General features: G+C 35.2%; 21 protein-coding genes. 13 read left to right on the top strand and 8 right to left on the bottom strand.

Going from position 1 to position 24,855, the window contains the following annotated elements; translation table 11 throughout:
* Nucleotides 1-2: 2 nt before the first annotated feature.
* Both A9G03_RS04330 and A9G03_RS04325 read right to left on the bottom strand, forming a co-directional pair.
* Complete coding sequence (locus A9G03_RS04330; protein WP_065798508.1) at nt 3-1,967, bottom strand: MacB family efflux pump subunit; 1,965 nt, start codon at nt 1,965-1,967, stop codon at nt 3-5.
* A 1-nt stretch (nt 1,968) separates the two neighbouring features.
* Nucleotides 1,969-3,174 carry an efflux RND transporter periplasmic adaptor subunit gene (locus A9G03_RS04325; protein ID WP_065798507.1) on the bottom strand — a complete coding sequence of 402 codons (1,206 nt, stop codon included), beginning with the start codon at nt 3,172-3,174 and terminating at the stop codon, nt 1,969-1,971.
* A gap of 356 nt (nt 3,175-3,530) precedes the next feature.
* On the opposite strand from A9G03_RS04325, the gene A9G03_RS04320 reads away from it, so the two are divergent.
* Nucleotides 3,531-3,785: a YfhL family 4Fe-4S dicluster ferredoxin gene (locus A9G03_RS04320; RefSeq protein ID WP_065798506.1), complete on the top strand. Its 255-nt coding sequence runs from the start codon at nt 3,531-3,533 to the stop codon at nt 3,783-3,785.
* 4 nt (nt 3,786-3,789) lie between these two features.
* On the opposite strand, the gene ispH is transcribed toward A9G03_RS04320, so the two are convergent.
* The 5 genes from ispH to folE all read right to left on the bottom strand — a co-directional run bounded on the left by ispH (nt 3,790) and on the right by folE (nt 9,942).
* A complete protein-coding gene (gene ispH / locus A9G03_RS04315) occupies nt 3,790-4,737 on the bottom strand; it encodes a 4-hydroxy-3-methylbut-2-enyl diphosphate reductase (RefSeq protein ID WP_065798505.1) in 948 nt (315 codons plus the stop codon).
* 1 nt (nt 4,738) lies between these two features.
* Nucleotides 4,739-5,209, bottom strand: a complete 471-nt coding sequence (lspA, locus tag A9G03_RS04310) for a signal peptidase II (protein ID WP_065633209.1) — start codon at nt 5,207-5,209, stop codon at nt 4,739-4,741.
* A gap of 108 nt (nt 5,210-5,317) precedes the next feature.
* Nucleotides 5,318-8,125 (bottom strand): isoleucine--tRNA ligase, encoded by a 2,808-nt coding sequence (ileS, locus tag A9G03_RS04305; protein ID WP_065798504.1) that lies wholly within the window; start codon nt 8,123-8,125, stop codon nt 5,318-5,320.
* Between the two features lie 40 nt (nt 8,126-8,165).
* A complete protein-coding gene (ribF, locus tag A9G03_RS04300; RefSeq protein WP_065798503.1) occupies nt 8,166-9,104 on the bottom strand; it encodes a bifunctional riboflavin kinase/FAD synthetase in 939 nt (312 codons plus the stop codon).
* A 178-nt stretch (nt 9,105-9,282) separates the two neighbouring features.
* Nucleotides 9,283-9,942 (bottom strand): GTP cyclohydrolase I FolE, encoded by a 660-nt coding sequence (gene folE, locus A9G03_RS04295; RefSeq protein ID WP_065633206.1) that lies wholly within the window; start codon nt 9,940-9,942, stop codon nt 9,283-9,285.
* 200 nt (nt 9,943-10,142) lie between these two features.
* On the opposite strand from folE, the gene polA reads away from it, so the two are divergent.
* The 12 genes from polA (at nt 10,143) to A9G03_RS04235 (ending at nt 24,068) form a co-directional block, all read left to right on the top strand.
* Nucleotides 10,143-12,920 (top strand): DNA polymerase I, encoded by a 2,778-nt coding sequence (gene polA / locus A9G03_RS04290; RefSeq protein ID WP_218837086.1) that lies wholly within the window; start codon nt 10,143-10,145, stop codon nt 12,918-12,920.
* Nucleotides 12,921-13,187: 267 nt separating this feature from the next.
* The gene (gene gltX, locus A9G03_RS04285; RefSeq protein WP_065633204.1) at nt 13,188-14,618 is read left to right on the top strand and encodes a glutamate--tRNA ligase; all 1,431 of its coding nucleotides are present in this window, start codon (nt 13,188-13,190) and stop codon (nt 14,616-14,618) included.
* 56 nt (nt 14,619-14,674) lie between these two features.
* Entirely contained in the window at nt 14,675-16,276 is a 1,602-nt protein-coding gene (locus A9G03_RS04280) for an intermembrane phospholipid transport protein YdbH family protein (protein ID WP_065798501.1), read from the top strand.
* An 11-nt stretch (nt 16,277-16,287) separates the two neighbouring features.
* The gene (locus tag A9G03_RS04275) at nt 16,288-16,473 is read left to right on the top strand and encodes a YnbE family lipoprotein (RefSeq protein ID WP_065633202.1); all 186 of its coding nucleotides are present in this window, start codon (nt 16,288-16,290) and stop codon (nt 16,471-16,473) included.
* 129 nt (nt 16,474-16,602) lie between these two features.
* Nucleotides 16,603-16,947, top strand: a complete 345-nt coding sequence (locus A9G03_RS04270) for a YdbL family protein (RefSeq protein WP_065633201.1) — start codon at nt 16,603-16,605, stop codon at nt 16,945-16,947.
* Nucleotides 16,948-17,139: 192 nt separating this feature from the next.
* On the top strand, nt 17,140-18,813 hold the full coding sequence (gene asnB, locus A9G03_RS04265; protein WP_065633200.1) for an asparagine synthase B: 1,674 nt from the start codon (nt 17,140-17,142) through the stop codon (nt 18,811-18,813).
* 448 nt (nt 18,814-19,261) lie between these two features.
* Nucleotides 19,262-20,242, top strand: coding sequence for a D-isomer specific 2-hydroxyacid dehydrogenase family protein (locus A9G03_RS04260; RefSeq protein ID WP_065798500.1), 981 nt, complete (start codon nt 19,262-19,264; stop codon nt 20,240-20,242).
* 50 nt (nt 20,243-20,292) lie between these two features.
* On the top strand, nt 20,293-21,126 hold the full coding sequence (locus A9G03_RS04255) for a PTS mannose/fructose/sorbose/N-acetylgalactosamine transporter subunit IIC (protein WP_065633198.1): 834 nt from the start codon (nt 20,293-20,295) through the stop codon (nt 21,124-21,126).
* Between the two features lie 43 nt (nt 21,127-21,169).
* Nucleotides 21,170-22,030, top strand: coding sequence for a PTS system mannose/fructose/sorbose family transporter subunit IID (locus A9G03_RS04250; protein ID WP_065633197.1), 861 nt, complete (start codon nt 21,170-21,172; stop codon nt 22,028-22,030).
* 25 nt (nt 22,031-22,055) lie between these two features.
* Complete coding sequence (locus tag A9G03_RS04245; RefSeq protein WP_065633196.1) at nt 22,056-22,553, top strand: PTS system mannose/fructose/N-acetylgalactosamine-transporter subunit IIB; 498 nt, start codon at nt 22,056-22,058, stop codon at nt 22,551-22,553.
* Nucleotides 22,554-22,567: 14 nt separating this feature from the next.
* Nucleotides 22,568-23,011, top strand: a complete 444-nt coding sequence (locus A9G03_RS04240) for a PTS sugar transporter subunit IIA (RefSeq protein WP_065633195.1) — start codon at nt 22,568-22,570, stop codon at nt 23,009-23,011.
* Nucleotides 23,012-23,126: 115 nt separating this feature from the next.
* A complete protein-coding gene (locus A9G03_RS04235) occupies nt 23,127-24,068 on the top strand; it encodes a hypothetical protein (RefSeq protein ID WP_065633194.1) in 942 nt (313 codons plus the stop codon).
* A 92-nt stretch (nt 24,069-24,160) separates the two neighbouring features.
* Here A9G03_RS04235 and satP read toward each other — a convergent pair whose 3' ends face one another.
* A complete protein-coding gene (satP, locus tag A9G03_RS04230; RefSeq protein ID WP_065633193.1) occupies nt 24,161-24,739 on the bottom strand; it encodes an acetate uptake transporter in 579 nt (192 codons plus the stop codon).
* Between the last annotated feature and the right edge of the window lie 116 nt (nt 24,740-24,855).

Genomic DNA, 24,855 nt, shown 5'->3' with positions numbered 1-24,855 from the left:
TATTATTCACGTTCTAGTGCATAAATTGGATCAAGTTTTGCCGCTCGTTTGGCAGGAAAATAACCAAAAATAATACCAATGATACTTGAACAACTAAATGCCGCAATAATTGAAATGATTGAAAAACTCATAGCAAATAAAGAGACAAAATAATTGAAAATCAGTCCAACCACAAATGATAGTATAATTCCTAAAATACCACCAATTAAACAGACTAACACTGCTTCAATTAAAAATTGTTGAAGAATATCACTAGAGCGAGCACCAACCGCCATTCTTACCCCAATTTCTCGCGTTCTTTCTGTGACTGATACCAGCATAATATTCATTACGCCAATACCGCCAACCAACAGTGAAATTAACGCAATAGTTGATATCAATAGGGTTAACACCAATGTTGAAGAGTTAACGGTTTCACGAATACTATCGGAATTAAATATAAAAAAGTCTTTGGTGCCATGGCGTTGTAGCATAATCTTATTAATCGCTTGTTCTGCTACGGATAGATCAACATTATCATTTACTCTAACAGTAATGCTTTTTAATGATGTTTGCCCAACCATACGATTGATCACTGTGGTATAAGGTAACCAAATATTCAGGCTTTCATTACTACCAAAGCCTTGCTGTTGTTTAGTTGCAATACCAATGACTTTAACTGGTAGTTGCCCAACCATAATAATTTTACCAATTGGATCTTGATTGTTAAATAAGCGATTAACGGTATTTTCATCGATGACAGCATCCTGCGCGGACGACAGAACACTTGTGTGATCAAACGCTTTACCTTTAGTTATATTATAACCACGTACAGTAAAATACTGTTCACCAACCCCATTAACCGTTCCTGTTACCGCCAAATTATTAACGCGAAAATAGACACTAGTTGAAAGGTTAGGCGTGGTACTATGGACAAAACTTTGTTTAGCTAAAAAGTCAGCATCAGAAGATCGCAATGTTGTGATTTTATCGGCATTACGATCACCAAATCCATTACCAGCATAAATTTCTAACGTGCTTGTTCCTAATGAATTAATGTCAGACAGAATTTTTTGCTTGGTTCCTTGCCCTAATGCCACCATTGATACAACAGAAGCGATACCAATAATAATACCAAGCATGGTTAAAAAAGTACGTAGTCGCTGCGATAACATAGATAATATTGCCATATTAAATGCATCACGAAAACGATAGTATTTGGCTAACCAGTTATCTTGTGTTTTGGTTGTTTCTATCTGTTTAATTTGTCGATTATCGTCATCATCATGATAGCTAGGATTGCTAGCATCTGAAATAATATTTCCATCACTGATTTCTATAATGCGCTGTGCACTTTGAGCAATATTGCTATCGTGAGTCACAATGATGACGGTATGTCCTTGTTTATGAAGTTCGCGCAATATTGCCATAACTTCTAAACCGCTTTTACGATCTAGCGCGCCGGTTGGTTCGTCGGCTAAAATTACTTGCCCACCATTAATTAACGCGCGCGCAATACTGACTCGTTGCTGCTGACCACCAGATAATTGGTTCGGCTTGTTATTAATTTTATCTTCTAACCCTAATCGCGTTAAAATTTCAACAGCACGTTGTTGCCTAAATTCATTAGATGCGCCAGCATAAATTGCTGGAATTTCGACATTCCCTTGCGCAGTAAGGGCACTTAATAAATGATAACGTTGGAAGATAAAACCAAAATGTTCACGACGTAATTCGGCTAATTCATCGGGAGATAATTGATTAGTGGTTCGACCTCCAATAGTATAAACCCCCGAACTGGGTTTATCTAAGCAGCCCAAAATATTCATTAAAGTTGATTTGCCCGATCCTGAAGCGCCAATAATGGCAACCATTTCACCAGCGTTAATCGACAAATTGATACCTTTAAGCACTTTTATGGTTGAATCGCCAGCAGGAAATTCACGTACTATATTTTCCAGTTTAATCAGCGGATTATTATTTGTCATATTAGAATCTTATCCTTGGGGTCCGTCCATTAGGATTGAGTTGTGCACCATTGATACTACTCACAATGACGACTTCTCCTTCTTTAAGCCCAGATTTGATTTCAACATTAACATTATTATTGACACCTAAACTGACTTTTCGCTCTTCAATATCATTATGTTGATTAAGTACGTAAACAATAGCTTTATCGCCATCTAAATTCTTTTCAATAGCTTGTGATGGAATCGCAAGCACATCCTTCGCTTGTGATAATACTATATAAACTTGAGCTGTCATCGAAATGCGTAAAATATGATTTGGATTATCAACATCAAACAAACCATTATAGTAGATAGCTGTTTTAGTTGTTGAAGAGGAGGTGCTTGAGTTAGATGAACTTTCGGTATTAATTGAGTCTGGTGCAGGCTCGATTGCTCGTAGTGTTAACCCCTCAAAACGTTTATTAGGCTGACCTAATATCGTGAAATAAACAGGCATGCCTTTTTTTACATTAATCACATCTGCTTCAGAAATTTGTGCTTCAATGGTCATTTTATCCAGTTGTGCGACTTTGACTATTGTTGGTGCACTTTGAACAGAGTTAACAGTTTGCCCTTGATCAACCGGAATTGCCACAATGACACCGTCAATTGGTGAGCGAATTTTAGTATACCCTAAATTCACTTTAGCGGTATCAACGGCAACTTGAGCACTGATGATATCTGCATCTAGTGCTGCTATATCGGCTTTAATTCCATCAAGATCAGCTTTAGCGGCATCTAAATCAGATTGAATACCAACCCCTTTATTGACTAACTTTAATTGACGATCGTAAGTAAGTTGATAGTTAACTAATTTTGCTTTTTTCGATTTACGTTGAGCTTCTAAACTATTTAATGAGGCTTCTGACTGTCTTAAATCATTATTTTGTTTAAGATCATCAATTTCGGCAATCATATCGCCTTGTTTAACTTCATCGCCTAATTCCACATATAATTTTTTGATCTGACCCGAAACCTGAGCACCAACGCTTACTTGCTTAAAAGCACTGATAGTTCCATCGGCAAGAACAGTTTTTTCAATATTACTTTTGGTCACTGGGGCGGTAATATAATTTACCGCTTTTTCAGAAGGGGATAAAATCCAATAAACAAGATAAATAATGGCTAATATAATAAAGGTTATAGCAATATTTTTAATTTTTAAAAACTTTGACAATCTTTTCATCCTATTATTTTTTATAAAATTTTTTGTCATTGTATCGTATAAAATCAAATGTCATTGATAACTAACGATAATAAATTGTAATAATTATGAAAATATTTTAAGCAATTTTAAGTGTGTTAAGGCTCTCTTTGGTTGTAGCATTAAAAATTGAAATATATTTTTGAATTTCAACAAAAATACTCATTTAACTAATCTAATAGTTTATATTACCTTATTTAGATAAGGGTATACTGATACATTACTTTTTTATAAAACAGACTAATTTTGAATTTGCTTACTGCATCTTATCTTAGGTTTTATTAAGGATTGCGTTATAATGGCGCAAATTTTTTAAATGAATTAAGAATAACAAAGTAATGGCGTTAAAAATAACCTCTAAGTGTATTAATTGTGATATGTGTGAACCTGAGTGCCCGAACGAGGCAATCTCAATGGGGTTTGACACCTACGAAATTGATCCCAATAAATGTACTGAATGTGTGGGTTATTATGATCATTCAACCTGTCAACGTGTTTGTCCTATTCAAAATGCGATTATTGCTGATCCTGAGCATGTCGAGACCCATGATCAGCTACTGGCAAAATTTGAACAACTAAAACACTCAAATTAAACTGTTAGTTTGTTTTTACTTCAATCCGGAGTTCTTTAGGTATTTCAAACGTAATATTTTCTAAAATACCGTCGGTTTCGGTGAGTGTTGTACAACCTAAATTTTTTAAGTGATCGATAACTTGTTGGACTAAAATATCGGGTGCAGAAGCGCCTGCCGTCACTCCTATTGTACGGGCATTGGCTAACCAAGCGGGATCAATATCAGAGGCAAAATCAATTAAATAAGCATGCTTGCTATTACGTCTAGCGAGTTCAGCTAAACGATTTGAATTAGACGAGTTTTTAGAGCCAACAACCAATACCACATCCGCTTGTGAAGCAAGCTGTTTAACCGCTTGTTGGCGATTAGTTGTGGCGTAACAAATGTCATTTTTACGAGGGCTGCGGATATTTGGGAAACGCTTTTTTAGTGCAGCAATAATTTCAGCTGTATCATCAACTGATAGTGTGGTTTGCGTGGTAAAACAAAGGTGTTGTTCGTTTTTCACTTTTAGTTTTTCAACATCTTCAATGGATTCAATCAGATAAATTCCACCTTCTGGATTATTGTACTGCCCCATGGTGCCATCGACTTCAATATGTCCAGCATGACCAATTAAAATGACTTCTTCACCTCGATAACTCGATCGAGCCACTTCCATATGCACTTTAGTGACTAATGGACAAGTGGCATCAAAAATACGAAGTTGGCGCTGTTTGGCTTCTTCACGAACGCTTTTAGACACACCATGTGCTGAAAAAATTAAAATTGCATTGTCTGGCACCTCATTGATCTCTTCAATGAAAATAGCCCCTAACTCTTTAAGGCGATTAACCACATAGCGGTTATGAACAACTTCGTGACGGACATAAACTGGCGCGCCAAATAACTCTAGCGCTCGTTCAACGATAGTAATCGCACGATCAACACCGGCACAAAAGCCTCGTGGATTCGCTAAAATAATTTGCATGTTAGATGGTCTTCTTTGGTTTTTTTAAGCTGCTAAGAATAAATAATCCAATACCTACGCAAATTGCACAGTCTGCAATATTAAATGTTGGATAGTGCCAATCACCAAAATTGACATCAAGAAAATCGACAACAAAACCATGGTAAAGGCGATCGAATAAATTTCCTAATGCGCCCCCTAAAATTAATGATAATGAAAAGTTTTCTAATTTTTGTCTGCCTGTATTGCGATATAACATATAGATAATTACAGCACTAATAATTAATGCAATAGATGCAAGCATCCAACGTTGACCTTCAAAAATACTAAAGGCTGCACCAATATTACGCACATAAGTGATTGAGAAGAAAGGTAAAAGATTAACTGACTCATATAAAGCAAAGCGATCTAATATCCAGAATTTACTTGCAATATCAACAATAAAAACGACTATTGCTAACAATAGCCAGTAAAGCCCATTGTTTTTTTTCATAGCGTATATGCTCATTATGTTTCCGCCGACAATTGTCGGCGGTAAAGAAATTAAATTGTTATAGTGTGGTTGCCTATAACCCTTGTTTGATGAATTAATGACTATTTATTAAGCAAAATGTCTGATTTCACCATTACCATGGATGTTTTGTTCACAACGTTTGCATAAATGCGTTGTTGGATCATTATCGACAGTATAATGCCAGCAACGAGGACATTTATCTCCTTGCGCTTTAGCCAATTCAATTTTCAAACCTTTGATATCGCTTTGTATTGCTGATTCAGGCGCAGACTCTAAAGTTTTAACACTAGCTTGTGAAGTTAATAAAACAAAACGTAACTCATTTTCTAATTTTGCTAAAGCATCAGCAATTTTTGCATCGGCATAAAGTGTCACAGCAGCCTCAAGTGAACCACCAATTACTTTATCGTTACGACCTTGTTCAAGCACTTTATTGACTTCGCTACGAATAGCTAAAATTTGTGCCCAATATTCGCTATTTAATGCTTCACTATCAGATAAACTAAAGAGTGAACAATACCATTCATCTTCAAACACAAATTCTGATTTTTGTGATGCTGGTAAGTATTGCCAAATTTCATCCGCTGTGAACGATAATACCGGCGCTATCCAACGTACCATGGCTTGCGCAATGTGATATAGCGCTGTCTGGCAACTATGGCGAGCAATACTGTCGCTTTTTGCTGTATATTGGCGATCTTTAATAATATCTAAATAGAATGAGCCCATTTCGATCGAACAGAACTGCATAATACGTTGAACAACTTTATGGAAGTCATAGTTTTCATAAGCTTGTATGATTTGTTCTTGCGCTTCTTTAGCATTACTAACAGCCCATCGATCTAGCACCACCATATCTTCCGGTTTTACCATATCCTTAGCTGGGTCAAAGCCATTTAAGTTAGCTAATAAGAAGCGAGCTGTATTACGAATTCGACGATAGCTATCGGCTGAGCGTTTGATAATTTCATCGGAATAGCTCATTTCACCCGAATAATCAGTTGATGCGATCCATAAACGTAAAATATCTGCTCCCAGTTTATTCATCACTTCTTGTGGTGTCACAATGTTGCCAAGTGATTTTGACATTTTGCGGCCTTGACCATCAACTACAAAGCCATGGGTCAATACTTGCTGATAAGGAGCTTTGTTATCAATCGCAGTTGATAACATTAATGAAGACATAAACCAACCACGGTGCTGATCTGAACCTTCTAGGTACATGTCTGCTTCATGACCTGCAAATTCCGGACGAACACCAACGACTGAATAGAAAGTTGATCCGGAATCAAACCAGACATCTAATGTGTCGGGTACTTTACGGTAATCATCGGCATCAGGACCTAATAGATCTTTAATATCAGCATCCCACCAAGCTTGAATACCATTTTGTTCAACTAATTTAGCGACTTTTTCAATTAACGCTAATGTGTCTGGGTGTAGCGCTTCGGTCTCTTTATGCACAAATAACGTCATTGGTACGCCCCATGTGCGTTGACGAGAAATACACCAATCTGGACGGTTTGCTACCATGGTTTCAATTCGCGCTTGTCCCCAATCAGGGATCCAACGAACTTGTTTGATCTCTTTTAATGATTGTGCACGTAGCCCTTGCTTGTCCATGCTGATGAACCATTGTGGTGTTGCTCGGTAAATGACCGGTGTTTTATGTCGCCAACAACATGGGTAACTATGTTCAATGTTTTCAAAATGCAGTAATGCATTATTTTCTTTTAAAATTTCAATTACAACTTTGTTAGCTTTAAATACAAATAAGCCATCTAAACCTGCACCTGTACCCGGTAAATAGCAGCCATTGCCACCAACAGGATTAGCCACTTCAAGACCATATTTTTGACCGACAATAAAGTCTTCCGCGCCGTGACCTGGTGCGGTGTGCACTGCACCTGTACCGGCATCAACGGTAACATGATCACCCAGTACAATAGGTTCGTCAAAGTCAAGGAAAGGGTGTTTAAAGCGTAATAGTTCTAGAGCATCACCTTTACAGCTGCCAATAATTTTCCACGCTGAGATCTCGGCACGTTTCATAACGGATTCGACAAGATCAGTCGCTAAAATTAAACACTCTTTATCATTGATTTGTACTAGTTGATACTCAACGTCAGCATTTAAGGCAATACCTCGGCTTGCTGGTAATGTCCAAGGTGTTGTTGTCCAAATCACGGCATAGATAGTTAAATCAGTATTAACACCAAATTTATTGGCAACAGCTTGGTTATCCATCGCTTTAAATTTTACGTCAATGGCTGGTGAAGATTTATCGTAGTATTCAACTTCGGCTTCAGCTAACGATGACATACAATCAGTACACCAATAAACAGGTTTAGCGCCTTTGACTAAATGACCATTTTGAATCACTCTACCTAAAGCCCGAATAATATTCGCCTCAGTATCATAGTCCATTGTACGGTATGGATTTTGCCAATCACCCAGTACACCCATACGAATAAAATCGGCTTTTTGTAGTTCAACTTGTGAAGCGGCATAATCACGACAAATTTGACGAAACTCAGCAGGTGTTACTTTTACGCCCGGTTTTCCTACTTGTTCTTCAACTTTTTGCTCAATCGGTAAACCGTGACAGTCCCAACCTGGAATATATGGGGAATCATAACCACTTAAACCTTTTGATTTAATAATAATATCTTTAATTATTTTGTTAACTGCATGACCAATATGAAGTTTGCCATTGGCATATGGAGGTCCATCATGCAAAATAAAGGCTTTTTTACCCTTTTTTACTTGGCGGATTTTACGATAAAGTTCTTTATCGTACCAATTTTGTAACATTGCCGGTTCTCGTTTAGCAAGATCGCCTCGCATTGGAAAGCCCGTTTCCGGTAAGTTTAGTGTATTTTTATAATCTGTCATGCTGATTTATTCCAGTTAATTTGGTTGATACTACTTCTTTTTAATGGGTTAATTGTGCACTGATCTGTTTGGCAGTGCAAACATCTTGTGTAATTTGTTGTTTTAACTCAGCCAATGAGTCGAATTTTTTCTCGTCGCGTAATTTTTGGACAAATGTCACGTCTAAATATTGTCCATAAATGTCACCCGAAAAGTCAAATAGATTCACTTCTAAAACTGCTTTTTTTCCTTGAATAGTCGGTCTTAAGCCAATATTAGCAATGCCAAAATAATATTGTTGGTTACAGCAATTTTTAACTTTAACCACATAAACCCCTTGCAATGCTGGCTTTTTGCGATGTAGATGAATATTAGCTGTTGGAAAACCAAGTTGTCTTGCCAACGCATTACCGTGCACCACACGACCTTGGATGGTGTAATCACGCCCTAATAAACTGTGTGCTAATTGAAAATCATTATTCAACAAAGCTTGGCGCACTGCTGTGCTACTAATTCTTAAATGATTCCAAACAAATGTTGGCATATTTTCCACAGTAAAATCGTGTTGATGTGCATAGTGTTGTAAAAGGTTGATATCACCTTGCCGTTCGAATCCAAATCGAAAGTCATCACCAATAGTGATAAATTTGGCTTTTAGCTTATTGATTAACCAATCTTGAATAAAACAATCAGCTGACATGCGGGCAAAGGTCTGAGTAAATGGAATCGCTATAATATAATCAATCCCAAGTTCTTTAATAAAAATCACCTTTTCTTGAAATGATGTTAGCCGTGAGGGCGCATTATTAGGATTAAAAAACTCTAATGGCTGTGGTTCAAATAACATTAAAACAGTCGGTAAATTTAATTTTTTACCTTGTTTAATAAGATGATGAATTAATTGCTGGTGACCCAAATGCACACCATCAAAATTTCCTAATGTTAAAACGCATTGAGAAAATTGATTTTTTAAATTAGCGATACCACGGATAATCTTCATGAAAACAATGTTATTTATATTAAGTAGCCGAGAATTATACCAATCTTTCTTGAAGATGCACGCAATATAAAGCCGGATTTGTTATTGTCTTACATCACTTATTTTAATATGTTTTGGACCGATATTTAATGCTAAGTTTGGGCTTAACATCAATATCAATCAAATCGGGTTATTGTTGTTAATAATGATTGAGTGCTCGTAAAAATTCTTGTCTAGTACTTGGGTTTGTTTTAAACCCGCCGCCTAAAGCTGTTGTCGTTGTTCTACTGCTTGAATCTTTAATGCCTCGCGCTTTAACACAATAGTGGGTTGCATCAATAGATACTGCTACATTGACCGTTCCCAATAAGGTCTGTAGTGCGACTAAAATTTGTTGGGTCAGTCGTTCTTGTACTTGAGGGCGCTGCGAAAAAAATTCAACTATACGATTAATTTTTGATAAACCAATCACTTTATCTTTAGGAATATAAGAAACTGTTGCTTTGCCGTCGATGGTGACAAAATGGTGTTCGCAAACACTGGTAAGCGTAATATCCCTAACGGTTATCATTTCGTCAACTTGCATTTTATTTTCAATTAAGGTGATTTTCGGAAAGTTTTCATAGTAAAGCCCCGAAAAAATCTCATCAACGTACATTTTAGAAACTCGATGTGGTGTTTCAGCCAGACTGTCATCTGTTAAATCAAGTTCCATTAACTTCATAATTTCACGAAAATGAGCCTCAATTTTAGCCTTACGCTCACTATTATCCATAGCTAGACGACATGATGGCGTTTCAAGATTTTTATCAGCTAAGGCCGCTTTGACTTTTTGCGCAGCTAGACTTAATTGTGTCATTTATCAAATACTCAGGCAAAAAATAGATACGATATTATATAACAGTCACAGTGTAAGATACAGTTTTTTACGCGTTTTTTATACTAAAGTGTATGACTTACATTAAACATTTTTACGTTATATTATCGGTCATAATAAGAATATTATTGCCAATTAGGTTATACTATTGACTATTATATAGCATAACCTAGGTGATTATGATGCCAAATGACACACCCATTATCTTAATTGATGGATCTTCTTATCTTTATCGTGCTTTTTTTGCATGTCCTCCGTTAACTAATGCCAAAGGTGAACCAACAGGGGCTATTTTTGGTGTCATTAATATGATTCGTAGTTTAATTAACCAATTTAATCCGACTCATATCGCTGTGGTTTTTGATGCTAAAGGGGGATCTTTTCGTAATGAGATTTATAGCGAATATAAAGCAACCCGAGAGGCGATGCCTGAAAATCTTCGACCGCAAATTGAGCCTATTCATACTATTTTGAAAGCGATGGGATTACCTTTACTATGTATTGAAGGTGTTGAAGCCGATGATGTTATTGGTACGTTAGCCAGACAAGCTGAAAGCGAAAATTTGGATGTGCTAATTAGTACTGGTGATAAAGATATGGCTCAGTTAGTGAGTAATAACATTACTTTAATTAACACTATGAATAACACCGTACTTAATCCTCAAGGGGTGATGGAAAAATTTGGTGTTCCACCCGAGAAAATTATTGATTATTTAGCACTGCGTGGCGATTCTTCCGATAATATTCCTGGCGTTCCTGGTATTGGTGAAAAAACAGCTCAAAGCTTATTAGCTGAATTTAGTGGCATCACAGATATTTATGCTCGTCTTGATGAAATTGAAAAACTTTCAATTCGTGGCGCAAAATCTTTAAAACAAAAACTGATTGATAACCAAAAAGAGGCTGAACTCTCTTATCTACTTGCCACCATTAAAACTGATGTAGAATTAGATTTTACCAGCGAACAACTGATGGTAAGTGATATTGATGTCAATGCATTAAACGAATTATTTGCCTACTACGGTTTTCATCGCTGGCAAAAAGAGTTAATGGCTGGTAGCTTTTTAAAACAGCAGAAAGGACGAGTAACCGAAATTAATGATAATCTTTCGCTGTTTACTGACGATGAGAGTACAGTTAAAGCGAAGCGTGAAACTGATTATCAATGCATTTTAACTTCAGCACAACTTGAGCAATGGCTCACTAAGTTAAGTAGTAGTAAGCAATTTGCTTTTGATACAGAAACAGATAGTGTTGATCATGTGCATGCTAAACTCGTTGGAATATCGTTAAGTGTCGTTCCTTATCAAGCCGCTTATATTCCTCTAGCTCATCAATACTTAGGAGTTCCAGATCAGTTACCACTTGATGAAGTATTAGCAAAATTAAAACCAATTTTAGAAAATCCTAATATCAAAAAGATCGCGCAAAATGCTAAGTTTGATTATAGTGTTTTGGCTAATTATGATATTAAAGTGCAAGGCATTGCTTTTGATACGATGCTTGAATCTTATGTCTTAAATAGCACCGAACGCCATGATATGGATAGTATGGCTAATCGTTACTTGAATCATAAAACTATTACTTATAATGAGCTGACTAAGTTAGATAAAAAACAGCTAACTATTGATGCCATTGATATTGAAAGAACCACCCAATATGCCGCTGAAGATGCGGATATTACGTTACAGCTGCATAATAAATTGTGGCCAAGCCTTGAAAAAGATCCAAAATTAATCAAACTCTTTACTGATGTTGAAATGCCGCTTGCTCTGGTACTTGCCGAGATGGAAAGAACAGGGGTATTAGTCGATGCTAAGTTACTCAATGAATATTCAAAGGAATTGGATACCAAACTTAGGGAAACCGAGCAGCAACTACAATTACTGGCTGGCGAAAAATTTAATCCAGCTTCGCCAAAACAAATACAAGCTATTTTATTTGATAAACATCAATTGCCGGTATTGAAAAAAACACCTAAGGGCGATCCCTCAACCAGTGAAGAAGTATTAAGTGAACTTGCTAACAATTATCAATTGCCACGTATAATTTTGTTTTATCGCGGCTTGGCAAAATTAAAAAATACCTATACCGATAAATTACCGTTAATGATTAGCCCTATTGATCATCGTATCCATACCAATTATAACCAAATTGGTACAGTGACAGGGCGCTTGTCTTCCAATGACCCAAATTTACAAAATATTCCAGTTAGAAATGAAGAAGGTCGCCGCATTCGTCAAGCGTTTATCGCCCCAGAAGGGTATAAGATCATCTCGGCTGATTACTCCCAAATTGAGCTACGTATAATGGCGCATTTATCGCAAGATAAAAGTCTACTTAATGCTTTTGCTCATGACAAAGATATTCACCGTGTAACTGCGGGCGAAATTTTAGGTAAATCAGAAAGTGAAGTGACATCAGAAGAAAGGCGTCGAGCAAAAGCGGTGAATTTTGGACTGATTTATGGCATGAGTGCTTTTGGTTTGTCGAAACAAATCAATGTAGCTCGTAAAGAAGCGCAATTTTATATTGATCGTTATTTTGAACGCTATCCGGGTGTGCAAATTTATATGGAACAAACGCGTCAGTTTGCCGCTGAACATGGTTATGTTGAAACATTATCGGGGCGACGTTTATATCTACCAAAAATTACCTCAACAAATGGTATTGAGCGCCGCGGCGCAGAACGCGCAGCGATTAATGCGCCGATGCAAGGCACTGCTGCTGATATTATCAAAATCGCCATGATTGAGATGAACAAATGGATTAAAAAACAGCAAGCTGGCAATATAAGAATGGTTATGCAAGTGCACGATGAGTTAGTGTTTGAGGTTAAGCATGAATTAGTTGATGCGTATCGAACTGAAATTAAATCTATTATGGAAAATTGTTACCAATTATCAGTCCCATTAAAAGTGGATGTTGGTGTGGGTAATAATTGGGATGAAGCACATTAATTTTTAGTTAAAACACCAATAGATTTAGTTGTTCAGCGGTTTATATTAAATCGTCTAAATCAACTTAACTGTATTAACGATTGTCGCGATAATGTTGCCGATAGTAATCGGCTATTGCCGAAACCTTTTACCATGCTAGAATAAGCAACTAAACTGAATTTATATCAAAAAGTTATTCTATTGACTGATTGGGTCGAATTAGAGAAAAAAGCGTTGGTTTTGAGTTTTCATGACCAAGCTTACTTTTGTTATTATTAGGATTATTTCATGAAAATTAAAACTCGTTTTGCGCCAAGTCCAACAGGCTATTTACATGTTGGTGGTGCTCGTACTGCACTTTATTCTTGGCTCTATACTCGCCATGCCAAAGGTTCATTTGTCTTACGTATAGAAGACACTGATCTTGAGCGTTCAACACCAGAAGCGATTGAAGCTATTATGGATGGTATGAATTGGCTTAAATTGTCATGGGATGAAGGTCCATATTTCCAAACAAAGCGTTTTGATCGTTATAATCAAGTTATTGACGAAATGTTGGCGAAAGGGACAGCTTACCGTTGCTATTGTTCTAAAGAGCGTCTAGAAAAACTACGCGAAGAGCAGATGGCAAAAGGGGAAAAAGCCCGTTATGATGGGCATTGTCGTTGTGATGCTGTACAACAACAGCATAATCATAATGAGCCGCATGTTGTGCGTTTTGCTAATCCAGTTGATGGTGTTGTTGTTTTCAATGATTTAATCCGTGGTCCAATTGAAATTGCCAATAAAGAACTTGATGATTTAATCATTCGCCGAACTGATGGTTCACCTACTTATAATTTTTGCGTAGTCGTTGATGATTGGGATATGCAAATTACGCATGTTATACGTGGTGAAGATCATATTAATAATACGCCTCGTCAAATTAATATTCTTAGAGCATTAGGTGCACCGCTTCCGGAGTACGGGCATGTCTCAATGATTTTAGGTGACGACGGGCAAAAATTATCAAAACGTCATGGTGCAGTAAGTGTGATGCAGTATCGTGATGATGGTTATTTACCTGAAGCATTACTCAACTATTTGGTGCGTCTTGGTTGGTCACATGGTGATCAAGAGATATTTTCAATATCTGAAATGATTGATTTATTTTCGTTAAATGCAGTAAGTAAATCTGCTAGTGCATTTAATACCGAAAAGTTACTTTGGTTGAATCATCATTATATTAATCATTTGGATGCTGATTATGTTGCGCAGCATTTAGTTTGGCATATGAACCAACATGGCTATGATTTAAGTAAAGGCCCTGATCTTATAACCATAATTAAATTATTTGCTGAGCGTTGTAAAACTTTGAAAGAGATGGCTGAGTCATGTGCGTATTGTTATCAAGATTTTGATGATTTTGATGCTGATGCAGCTAAAAAACACCTACGCCCAGTTGCTAAAGCGCCACTATTAACGATTAAAGCGAAAATTGAGGCGATTGCTGATTTTGATTGGCAAATTGATAAAATACATCATGCTATTGAAGCAACCGCAACTGAGCTTGAGGTTGGTATGGGTAAAGTGGGTATGCCATTACGCGTTGCTGTAACGGGTATTGGTCAATCTCCATCGGTTGATGCAACCGTTTTTGCTGTAGGTAAAAAACGTACTTTAGCGCGCATAGATAAAGCGCTTGCTTATATTGCTCAACGAGAACAGACATCAGTGTGATTTAATTATCATTGCCGGCAAAACCGGCAATGAATGTTATGGGTTAGGAATATTAAATGGTACGTTTAAAGAAGCGTTATTCGATCCCATCTTTTCTATTACTCATTGTGCTATTATTTAGTTCATTTGGATGGTGGTATTGGCAGACTTTAAAACAAGAACTCGGCCTTACAGTTGATTGGCGAGGTATGAGTATTAGTTTTAATGGTTTATGTTTTGATGAACTGACCCTAACTAAACAATCTCAACTGACAATTACCGGTAAAAATTTAAAATTTTCGTGGTCGAATTTATCGGCAACAGATTTAGAAATTTACTGGCAAGCAAATCAAAGTAAAATCGATACAGATTCATTGCCAATAGATGATAAAAGTCATACTGAACAATCAGATAGCCCCTTTTCCAATTTCGCTAGTTTTTATGCATGGCTTCCAAAATTAATACATATTGATTCATTACGTTTTTATCAGCAACAAAATGAACTTATTGATATTAAAATTAATGTCGAAAAGCAGCTAGATTCATTGCAACTTCACGCCTCATTCAATAAAAATTATAGTGGTGAACTTTCAGCTAATTTATTGTTAAATCGTGCTGAATCTCGAGTGGATATAACCACTGCTGAATTTAATACTATCTTAAATCAAGCTGATATAAAAAATGGCAAAATAACGGTTCTTTTTAATGGCTGGCTAAAAAATGATCGCCTTTCACTCAATGTCAGTAACTCGACAATAAATGCAGAGCAAGTAAATATTTCACCCAACATAATGTTAGCTAATCTTAATGGCACACTTAATTTTGCAATGCAATCTAAAATTCCAGTCAATATTGAAGATGTCATAATTGATGGAAGATTCAATATCCAAAATTTAGATGGTATTTATGATAATGTTGAAATTAAATCAGCATCAAGTGGTGGGCAACTTTTAGTTAAAGATAATAAATTCTTGATTGAAACATTTAATACAAAAATACGAAATGTGAATGTCGGCATATTATTTGAAAATGTAAAATTTGCCGGAGAATATTTAGCATCTTTTGAAGCCATAAGCAAAGGCAAATTAAGTTGGCATCGCTTTGAGTCAAAGCTTTTTTCTGGAAAAATTTTGGTTAACAATAGCACAATAAATTTCAATAAACTTAAGCAAACTATCAGAGTCTATTTAAAAGCAATCCAATTAAAAGATATCTTAACCACTTATCCGGTTGAGGGACTTAAAGGTGAAGGATCTATTGATGGTATGTTACCAATCAAAATAACTCAGATTTCAACAGCAAATAATAATAGGTATAATGTCTCTATTGAAAACGGTGAACTTGCTACAACTGCATCAGGGTATTTAGCATTTAATAATTCAGCATTGCAAGATTATGCAAAAAACAATCCTAACATGCAATTAGTCACCAATGTGTTACAGAATTTTGAATATACTAAACTTGCCGCTAGTGTTAATTATGCTGATGAAATAGCAAATTTAGCGATTAACATTCAAGGCAAAAATCCAAAAATAAAAAAAGGCAAAGCCGTTAATTTAAATATCAATCTACAAGAAAATATTGTCAAATTATTGATGAGCTTACAATTATCAGATCACATTAGTGAACCGATTCGTCAACGTATTGAAGCACATTTAAAGAAGGAATCTTTTAAATAAGAGGTTATTTTATGCTACGAAATGTTATTGCAATGGTGATATTTGCCACTATATTAAGTGGATGTTCACCCACAGTTAAAGTAGAAGCGCCAAGTGAACCTATTAATATTAATTTAAATGTAAAGATAGATCACCAAATTAATATTAAAGTTGATAAAGCATTAGATAATATTATTAATAAATCTGGCTTATATTAAATGATTGGATTTTAGTGTTTGATTGGCATTTTTAAAAATAATAAATAAAAATTTAATATGGTATATCAATAACTTTTGTTATTTATATTCAATTTAATAAATTATGATGTAATTGTTTAGGGGGTTGTTATGACAATCTATAAAAAAGTATCATGTGTTTTATTGTCGATGGTTTTATCTTTTTCCGTTTTTGCATTAAATTTAGATCAAGCAATGGATGCATTGAGTCAAGCTAAAGCACAAGGTTTTGTCGGTGAGCAAGATGATGGTTATTTAGGTGTAGTTAAAAATGAAGCTAATGCAAGTGAAATTGCTCAATTAATTAACCAGGCTCGTAAAGCACAATATCAAAAAGTCTCTGCTGAAACTAATGTGTCTTTAAGTGAAGTTGAAAAAAGAGCGGGTAGTAAAGCCCAAGAGAAAACCCCAACAGGGCAATATATCAAGCAACAAGGTCGCTGGTTAAAAAAATAATTTTTAGCTTTTCGCAGTAATAGGAAAAGTATAATCACATTGTACTTTAATTGTGTATGAATAATGTGTATGCTGTTAAACAGATAGTTTGACATACCTTATTTTACTAATAACAATGGTATGAATTTTTTATATAGTTAGTTTTTTATTTTGTAATAGTATCGCGTATGCGATTTTAAATGGAGAAAATCAATGTGTTCGATTTTAGGTATTCTTGATATTAAATCAGATCCAGAACAACTACGAACAAAAGCACTAGAATTATCAAGTCTACAGCGTCATCGTGGACCTGATTGGTCTGGTATTTTTGCTTCTGATAAAGCAATTCTTGCTCATGAACGTTTATCAATTGTTGACGTCAATACTGGATCTCAGCCACTTTATAATAAAGATAAAACATTAGTTTTAGCAGTTAATGGCGAAATTTATAATCATCAAGAACTCCGAAATCAGTACAAAGATCGTTATGAATTTCAAACAGGATCAGACTGTGAAGTGATCCTTGCCCTGTATCAAGAAAAAGGCATTCATTGCCTTGATGACTTACAAGGTATGTTCGCTTTTGTTCTTTATGATATTAATAAAGACGCTTACTTTATTGGTCGTGACCATATTGGTATTATCCCTATGTATATGGGTTATGACGAAAATGGTACATTTTATGTCGCTTCTGAAATGAAAGCATTAGTCCCAGTTTGTAAAACAATTGAAGCTTTCCCGCCGGGCAGTTATTTGTCAAGCACTGAAGGTGAAATCAAAACTTATTACAAACGCGATTGGATGGATTACGAAAATGTCAAAGATAATAAAACTGACATTAACGAACTTCGTGTAGCATTAGAAGAGTCGGTTAAAAGCCATCTTATGTCTGATGTACCTTATGGTGTACTACTTTCTGGAGGACTTGATTCTTCGGTTATTTCAGCTATTACCAAAAAATTCTCAGCAAGACGGGTTGAAGATCATGAAAAATCTGAAGCTTGGTGGCCACAACTACATTCATTTGCTGTTGGCTTGAAAGGCGCGCCTGATCTTAAAGCTGCACAGGCTGTTGCTGACCATCTTGGTACCGTTCACCACGAAATTAACTTTACTATTCAAGAAGGTATTGATGCTATTCGTGATGTGATTTATTTTATTGAAACTTACGATGTAACAACCATCCGAGCTTCTACACCAATGTATTTGATGGCTAGAAAAATTAAAGCGATGGGCATTAAAATGGTCTTATCGGGTGAAGGTGCCGATGAAGTATTTGGTGGTTATTTGTATTTCCATAAAGCGCCAAATGCCAAAGAGTTCCATGAAGAAACGGTTCGTAAATTAGCAGCACTTCATATGTATGATTGTGCTCGTGCTAATAAAGCAATGGCAGCATGGGGCGTTGAAGCTCGTGTTCCATTCTTGGATAAAAAATTCTTAGATGTGGCTATGCGTATTAACCCTAAAGATAAGATGTGTGGTAGCAACGGCAAAATGGAAAAACATATTGTCCGTGAAGCATTTGAGTCTTATTTACCCGCATCTGTTGTTTGGCGTCAAAAAGAACAGTTTTCTGATGGTGTAGGTTATAGCTGGATTGACACATTAAAAGAGATTGCTGAAAGTAAAATTACTGACCAGCAATTAGCAAATGCTAAATTCCGTTTTCCGTATAACACACCAGCTTCAAAAGAAGCATATATGTATCGTGAAATTTTTGATGAATTATTCCCAGTTGAAAGTGCTGCTCACTGTGTACCGGGTGGTCCAACTGTTGCTTGTTCAACTGCAAAAGCGATTGAGTGGGATGAATCATTTAAAAATCTCAATGATCCATCAGGTCGTGCTGCGATAGGCGTGCATAATGATGCTTATAAAAAGTAATATATCAAATTTAAATACTCGCTTATTTATCTGAGTTAATTATAAAAAGGGCTATATGCCCTTTTTTATTTTCAGTGAAGTCTAAATGCTTTCTTTATGGTCCTATCTGTTCGGGATCTTATCATTCACCTGCCGTGATCAATTATTTCTATTACCGATTCTCATTTTCAGTACGATTCAATTGGATTGGTTAATTTGATAATTGATCGATTAAATTGCATTAAGATTTTTATCAAAAATGGTTTTATTGGCTTTCCAATATCTCTGGTTTTTGGGCTCTATTTAATAGAAAAGTTTTTTATTAAATCTGTGATCTAAATTCACTTTTTTCTAAATCTTATAAACTATACTAAATGTTACCAGTCACATTATGGCTGTTTGGAAAGTAAATTATCTTTATTTTCCGATAATTAATACGTAAGGGTGTATGATTAATTAGGAGCATTGAGTGAAAAATTATAAAATTGCAATAATCAACTCAAGTAGTTTTGGAAAATATTTTCCTGATCATTTAAAACGATTAGAAAAAATTGGTGAAGTAAAACATTTTACTTTCGAAAATAATATTCCCGGAATAGAACTCGCCGACGCATTGCAAGAATTCAATATTGTTATAGCAAGTGTTAGACCCTTTTTTAACAAGGCGTTTTTTGATAATAAAAAACAACCTTTACTCCTACTTTCACGCCATGGCATCGGCTTTAATAATGTTGATGTTGTAGCAGCTAAAGAGCATGGAACTATCGTCACTATTGTGCCGCCTTTAGTGGAGCGTGATGCGGTTGCCGAAAATGCTGTGACTAATTTATTAGCATTAATTAGACAAACAGTTCAATCTCAAGCTGCGGTTAAGGCAAATGAATGGAAAAAAAGAGCCTCTTTTCTAGGCATCAATGTTACGGGTAAAACTGTTGGTGTTATAGGATGTGGGAATATTGGTAGCCGCGTAGCAGAGATATTTAAACACGGTTTTAATGCTCGATTGCTGGTTGTTGATCCTAAGGTTAACAAAACATGGGCGAGTAAACACAATATTGAAATTGTTGAGTTAGATTATTTGCTAAAAAATGCTGATATCATCTCTTTAAATGCATCATTAAACGAAACAAGCTACCATATTTTAAAACAACCTCAATTTTCTTTGATGAAAAAAGGTGTTTATATTACAAATACCGCACGAGCCGAATTGATTGACGAAAGTGCATTAATTAACGCCCTAGATAGTGGTATTGTTGCAGGACATGCAACAGATGTAATGTACGTTGAACCTTCATATAACGATAATCCCTTAGTCCAGCATCCAAAAGTGCTTGTCACACCTCATACTTCAGCTTATGCCATTGAATGTTTACAAGGTATGGGTGAAAAATGTGTGCAGGATGTGGAAAATTTTGTCAATAAATTACAATTGCAATCCGTTGTTTCTTAAGGGTTTATTTTAAAGTTTAATTGATAATAACAATATCAAGGAGTTTAGATATGCAAGATATGCATGTTACATTTCTACAAGCCGCTATTATTTCAATATGGGTTGCGATGGTTATGTCTCGCGGACTAGGTGGCGCAACTTTGACACTCAGATTTACACCGATGATGACGGGTTTAATTGTCGGTATTGTCTTTAATGATATTCATAATGCCATGATAACCACAGCAGCTATTCAGCTAATCTACATGGGCGTTTTTTCACCAGGCGGGCAAATGCCATCAGAACCCGCTATAGCAACAGCCGTTGCGGTTCCTGTCGCTTTACTGGGTAAAATGGAACCAACCGCCGCAGTTGCTGTTGCAGTGCCTGTTGGATTATTGGGATCTTACCTATATCAGTTAAGATTTTTCTTTAATACGATGATTATGAAATTAACTGAAAAGTATGCACAAGAGGCAAATAGCTCTGGTCTAACTTTATCAATCATCATACTACCAATAATTTGTAGCTTTGTTCTTTTTGTCCCATTTATGTTTGTAGCACTGTATTTTGGTGCACCAATTATTGCGGATGTTATTAAAACAAATGCAGGGGGATTAGTTTTCCACATTCTTAATGTTATTGGTGGCGGACTTGCTGCTGTTGGTATTGCATTAACTATCTATGTTATTGGTAAAAAAAGTTACATTATTTTCTTCTTACTTGCGTATTTTATGGCTGTAATGGCAAAACCACTTAATATCACCATGGTCACTTACGCGATTGTTGGCGCTATCATTGCATTTATTTTTGTTCTAGCAAAAAGTGAAGCAGTTAATTCTGTCGCAGATCAACCAAGAAGTAATTCAAATAATAACAATCAAATTGATGATGATGATTATTAATCTGTAACTATTTGATTAATAGATTAGAATGAGGAATTTTATAATGACACAAATAGTACAAGAAAGTATCGATCTAAAACCAGAGGCAATTACTAAACGAGATATCACTTTTGCTTGGTTACGGTGGTATTATGCTAATGAGATCCCACACTCATTTGACCGTTATCTAGCTGCTTCTTTAATGTGGGGATTAATGCCAATTCTTAAAAAATTATATAAATCAAAAAGTGAGTTAGCTGCTGCTTACCAAAGACATTTGCTGTTTTTTAATACTCAGATAACCTGGGGAGGCGGCACTATCTCAGGCATTATGGCTTCATTAGAATCTGTAAGAGCTGATGAAGTTTATCAGAAAAAATCGATCAGTATTGATAATGATGTACTTTATAATACCAAAGCGGGTTTAATGGGGGCCTTAGCGGGAATTGGTGACGCGATTGACTCAGGAACCATTCAGTATATCTTCATAGCCATTGCGCTACCTTGGGCTCAAGAAGGTCTAGCAATCGGTGCTTTATTTCCTTTCTTTGCTTTTGTTATCTATCAACTTTTTGTGGGGTATTATTTTGCTCAGTTAGGCTTTAAATTAGGTCGAAATGCGGCAACTGAAGTTGTTGGTAATAAAATGCAGATGATTATTGAAGCACTATCCATTTTAGGGTTGTTTATGATGGGTATTTTAGCTGCTAGTTATATTAAAGTATCATCAAGTTTAAAATTTACTTTATCAGGCAAAGATTTTGTGATCCAAGACACGTTGGACAAAATTTTGCCTGGTGTTTTGCCACTTATGGTTGTGATGGGATTATATTTCTATTTTTATAAGAAAGGATTAAAGGTAACTCAAGCATTAGTTGGATTAACAGTAATACTCGGTGTATTAGCAGCTATTGGCATTTTATAAAGTTAAAAAATATAGAGGTTAAATTATGGGAAAAGTCGTTTTAGCGCGCGTAGATAGTCGCCTTATTCATGGTCAAGTTGCCACTAATGTTTCTAAAGCAGCCGGAGCAAATGCGTTGTTTGTAGCTGATGATTACTCTGCAAATGATGAGTTTACTAAAAATATTATTTTAGGTGCTGGTGCCAGTACAGGACATAAAATAAGAGTATTAAAAGAAGATGGTGCAGTAAGATATTGGAATGATCGCCAGTATGATGATTTTAATGTTATTTTGATTACTAAAAATATTGAAGTCATGTATAAAATTATTAAAGCGGGCGTGCCAATAACCAATCTTAATATTGGAGGTTTACCACTTGTACCGGGAGCAACGTCAATAATTAAAGAAGTATCAATTAATAAACAACAACTTGATTTGCTAATCGATTTACAAAACAGCTATCCCAATATGGATATCTATTTTCAAGCAACCCCTTCTTTGAAAAAAGTAACGTTAAGTGAAGCGATTAAAATGTTTGAATAATCGAGGAAAATAATATGATAGGTGTATTATTAGTTAGTCATGGCAAGATGGCTGAAGGGATTAAAGATAGTGTCACAATGATTGTTGGCGAACAAGATAAATTTGCATCATTATCGCTCAATCCAGGACAAGATATTAATCAATTAAAAACCGATTTGTTTAATTGTTCAAAGTCACTTAATAGTGGTAAAGGTGTATTAATTTTTGTCGATTTGTTTGGTGCCTCGCCTTATAACGCATCAATGCGATGTTTACCTGAGTGGGAAAAATTAGGTATGAATGTTCGGATAATTACCGGTATGAACTTGCCAATGGTCATTAATGCTGTATGTAATAGGGATTCATTATCACTACTGGATTTAGCAAAAGAGTCTATTGAGGCAGGACAAGAAAATATTCAAGAAGCTATTGGCAATATGGCTAATTTAGCCCAATCTCAAAACGAAGATGATTATTGATTAAACTTACATCTTCAATAGATAATCATCATTTTAATATTATCTATTTGTTTCGCTGTTAGTGTGAATGATAAATCGCACTAACAGTTTTTCTAAATTCAAATAATGATTAAAAATGGATAAATTTAAAGACCTTGTACTAAGATATTGTGTCATTTTTGGTAAACGATTTACGTCTAAAGAGAAAATTACTTTTTTAAGAGTAATATCGAAAGAACTGATTCAATTAGGTTATAGTGTTGAAGCCAAATTAGCAAAATTAAAGTTAGCAACAAGACGATATGAAAATTATTACAATGCTTATATTGGTGATTTAAATAATGCTGAATTAATTATTTGTACTTATTATGATACAGGTATTAAAAATTTTAATCTTCAGAAAAAATACGCATTCACGCCTCAATTTAGTAAATTAGGTTATTTTGTAGGTATTTTACCTATTATTATCTTATTTATCGCGTCACTGATATTAAATTACTTTGTTTTTATTCCTAAAATTCAATTTGAGGGATTTTTTAGTATTTCCGGCATATTGTCGATTATTTCGACCATTTTATTATTTTTTATTGTTTTAAAATACAAAAATGGCATTCCCAATCAAAAGAATTTTGTTTGTAATACTTCAAGTATTATTACAATTATTAATTTAATTCATAAGTTTGATAAAAAAGAAAAGAAAAAAATTGCGTTTGTTTTATACGACGATGGTAATGGTGGCCAATATGGTTTAAAAATGTTAGAAAGCTATTCGGAACAAATAAAAGATAAAAAATTTATTTTTATCGATAGTATTGGTAATGGGGATGATTTAATTTTTTTAAAACCGAAAACATCAATGCTAACTTTAGATGGTGTGACTTTTCATTCTGGTGAAATGGCAACACAATTAACCAACTACTTAATGATTACATCTGGTAATATCGATCAAGATAGTAAAATTCTTATCAAGAATGCTAGCTCTTCAAAAGATAATTATCTATCAGAGCAAATAATCACCAAGCATACTCAATCTCTTGTAAATGTATGCAAGGCTTTACTCACCAAACACACTAAATAATTCATTAATTGAGTAATTTTTTATAAAAAAAACGGGGTATACCCCCGTTTTTATTACTCGCTTATTCGTCATTGCATGACGACTTAATATTATTAATGTGCAGCACCTTTAGGCGCGCCAATTGGTAAAATTGTACGACCATATTGTTCATTAAGTACTTCGGCCATGGCAAGGTAAATAGCGCTAGCTCCGCAGATAATACCTTCAAAACCAGCTATATGAATAATGTCATGGTTGCCACAAATGTTACCAATTGCTAATAAAGCAAATAAAATCGTTAAACTAGCAAAAACAAATTGTAATGCACGATTAGCTTTTAAGGTACCTATAAACATGAAAGCGGTAAAAATCCCCCATAACGCAAGGAAAATACCGACAAAAGTTGCATCAGTTGGTGCAGTTGCTGGTGATGTTGGTAAATACCAAATTCCCACTAATGCAATCCAAAAGAAACCATAAGAGGTGAATGCAGTTGTACCAAACGTGTTACCTTTGCGAAATTCTAAAATTCCAGCAATGACTTGCGCAAGCCCACCATAAAAAATACCCATAGAAACGATTGCTGTCATCACAGGGAAAAATCCTGCATTATGAATATTTAATAAAATGGTGGTCATGCCAAATCCCATCAAGCCAAGTGGACCTGGGTTTGCAAGTTTAGTTTGTTCCATAAGGATCCTATAAATAATTATCATAATAAAAAAGAGCGGCAATAATAAGTGTAGAAAAGCTGATAATCAAGATTTAAGAAAAAATAATTTTTTTTCCCCTTGATATTGATAATAAT

The sequence above is a fragment of the Gilliamella sp. wkB171 genome, assembly GCF_001693755.1.
Lineage (GTDB): Bacteria > Pseudomonadota > Gammaproteobacteria > Enterobacterales > Orbaceae > Gilliamella > Gilliamella apicola_F.
This window is presented reverse-complemented; position numbering and strand designations above follow the sequence as displayed.

Excerpts from the sequence above, each read along its gene's own strand:
- A9G03_RS04330 (WP_065798508.1), bottom strand. The coding sequence starts at position 1,967 with ATGACAAATAATAATCCGCTGATTAAACTGGAAAATATAGTACGTGAA.
- A9G03_RS04325 (WP_065798507.1), bottom strand. The coding sequence starts at position 3,174 with ATGAAAAGATTGTCAAAGTTTTTAAAAATTAAAAATATTGCTATAACC.
- A9G03_RS04320 (WP_065798506.1), top strand. The coding sequence starts at position 3,531 with ATGGCGTTAAAAATAACCTCTAAGTGTATTAATTGTGATATGTGTGAA.
- ispH (WP_065798505.1), bottom strand. The coding sequence starts at position 4,737 with ATGCAAATTATTTTAGCGAATCCACGAGGCTTTTGTGCCGGTGTTGAT.
- lspA (WP_065633209.1), bottom strand. The coding sequence starts at position 5,209 with ATGAAAAAAAACAATGGGCTTTACTGGCTATTGTTAGCAATAGTCGTT.
- ileS (WP_065798504.1), bottom strand. The coding sequence starts at position 8,125 with ATGACAGATTATAAAAATACACTAAACTTACCGGAAACGGGCTTTCCA.
- ribF (WP_065798503.1), bottom strand. The coding sequence starts at position 9,104 with ATGAAGATTATCCGTGGTATCGCTAATTTAAAAAATCAATTTTCTCAA.
- folE (WP_065633206.1), bottom strand. The coding sequence starts at position 9,942 with ATGACACAATTAAGTCTAGCTGCGCAAAAAGTCAAAGCGGCCTTAGCT.
- polA (WP_218837086.1), top strand. The coding sequence starts at position 10,143 with ATGCCAAATGACACACCCATTATCTTAATTGATGGATCTTCTTATCTT.
- gltX (WP_065633204.1), top strand. The coding sequence starts at position 13,188 with ATGAAAATTAAAACTCGTTTTGCGCCAAGTCCAACAGGCTATTTACAT.
- A9G03_RS04280 (WP_065798501.1), top strand. The coding sequence starts at position 14,675 with ATGGTACGTTTAAAGAAGCGTTATTCGATCCCATCTTTTCTATTACTC.
- A9G03_RS04275 (WP_065633202.1), top strand. The coding sequence starts at position 16,288 with ATGCTACGAAATGTTATTGCAATGGTGATATTTGCCACTATATTAAGT.
- A9G03_RS04270 (WP_065633201.1), top strand. The coding sequence starts at position 16,603 with ATGACAATCTATAAAAAAGTATCATGTGTTTTATTGTCGATGGTTTTA.
- asnB (WP_065633200.1), top strand. The coding sequence starts at position 17,140 with ATGTGTTCGATTTTAGGTATTCTTGATATTAAATCAGATCCAGAACAA.
- A9G03_RS04255 (WP_065633198.1), top strand. The coding sequence starts at position 20,293 with ATGCAAGATATGCATGTTACATTTCTACAAGCCGCTATTATTTCAATA.
- A9G03_RS04250 (WP_065633197.1), top strand. The coding sequence starts at position 21,170 with ATGACACAAATAGTACAAGAAAGTATCGATCTAAAACCAGAGGCAATT.
- A9G03_RS04245 (WP_065633196.1), top strand. The coding sequence starts at position 22,056 with ATGGGAAAAGTCGTTTTAGCGCGCGTAGATAGTCGCCTTATTCATGGT.
- A9G03_RS04240 (WP_065633195.1), top strand. The coding sequence starts at position 22,568 with ATGATAGGTGTATTATTAGTTAGTCATGGCAAGATGGCTGAAGGGATT.
- A9G03_RS04235 (WP_065633194.1), top strand. The coding sequence starts at position 23,127 with ATGGATAAATTTAAAGACCTTGTACTAAGATATTGTGTCATTTTTGGT.
- satP (WP_065633193.1), bottom strand. The coding sequence starts at position 24,739 with ATGGAACAAACTAAACTTGCAAACCCAGGTCCACTTGGCTTGATGGGA.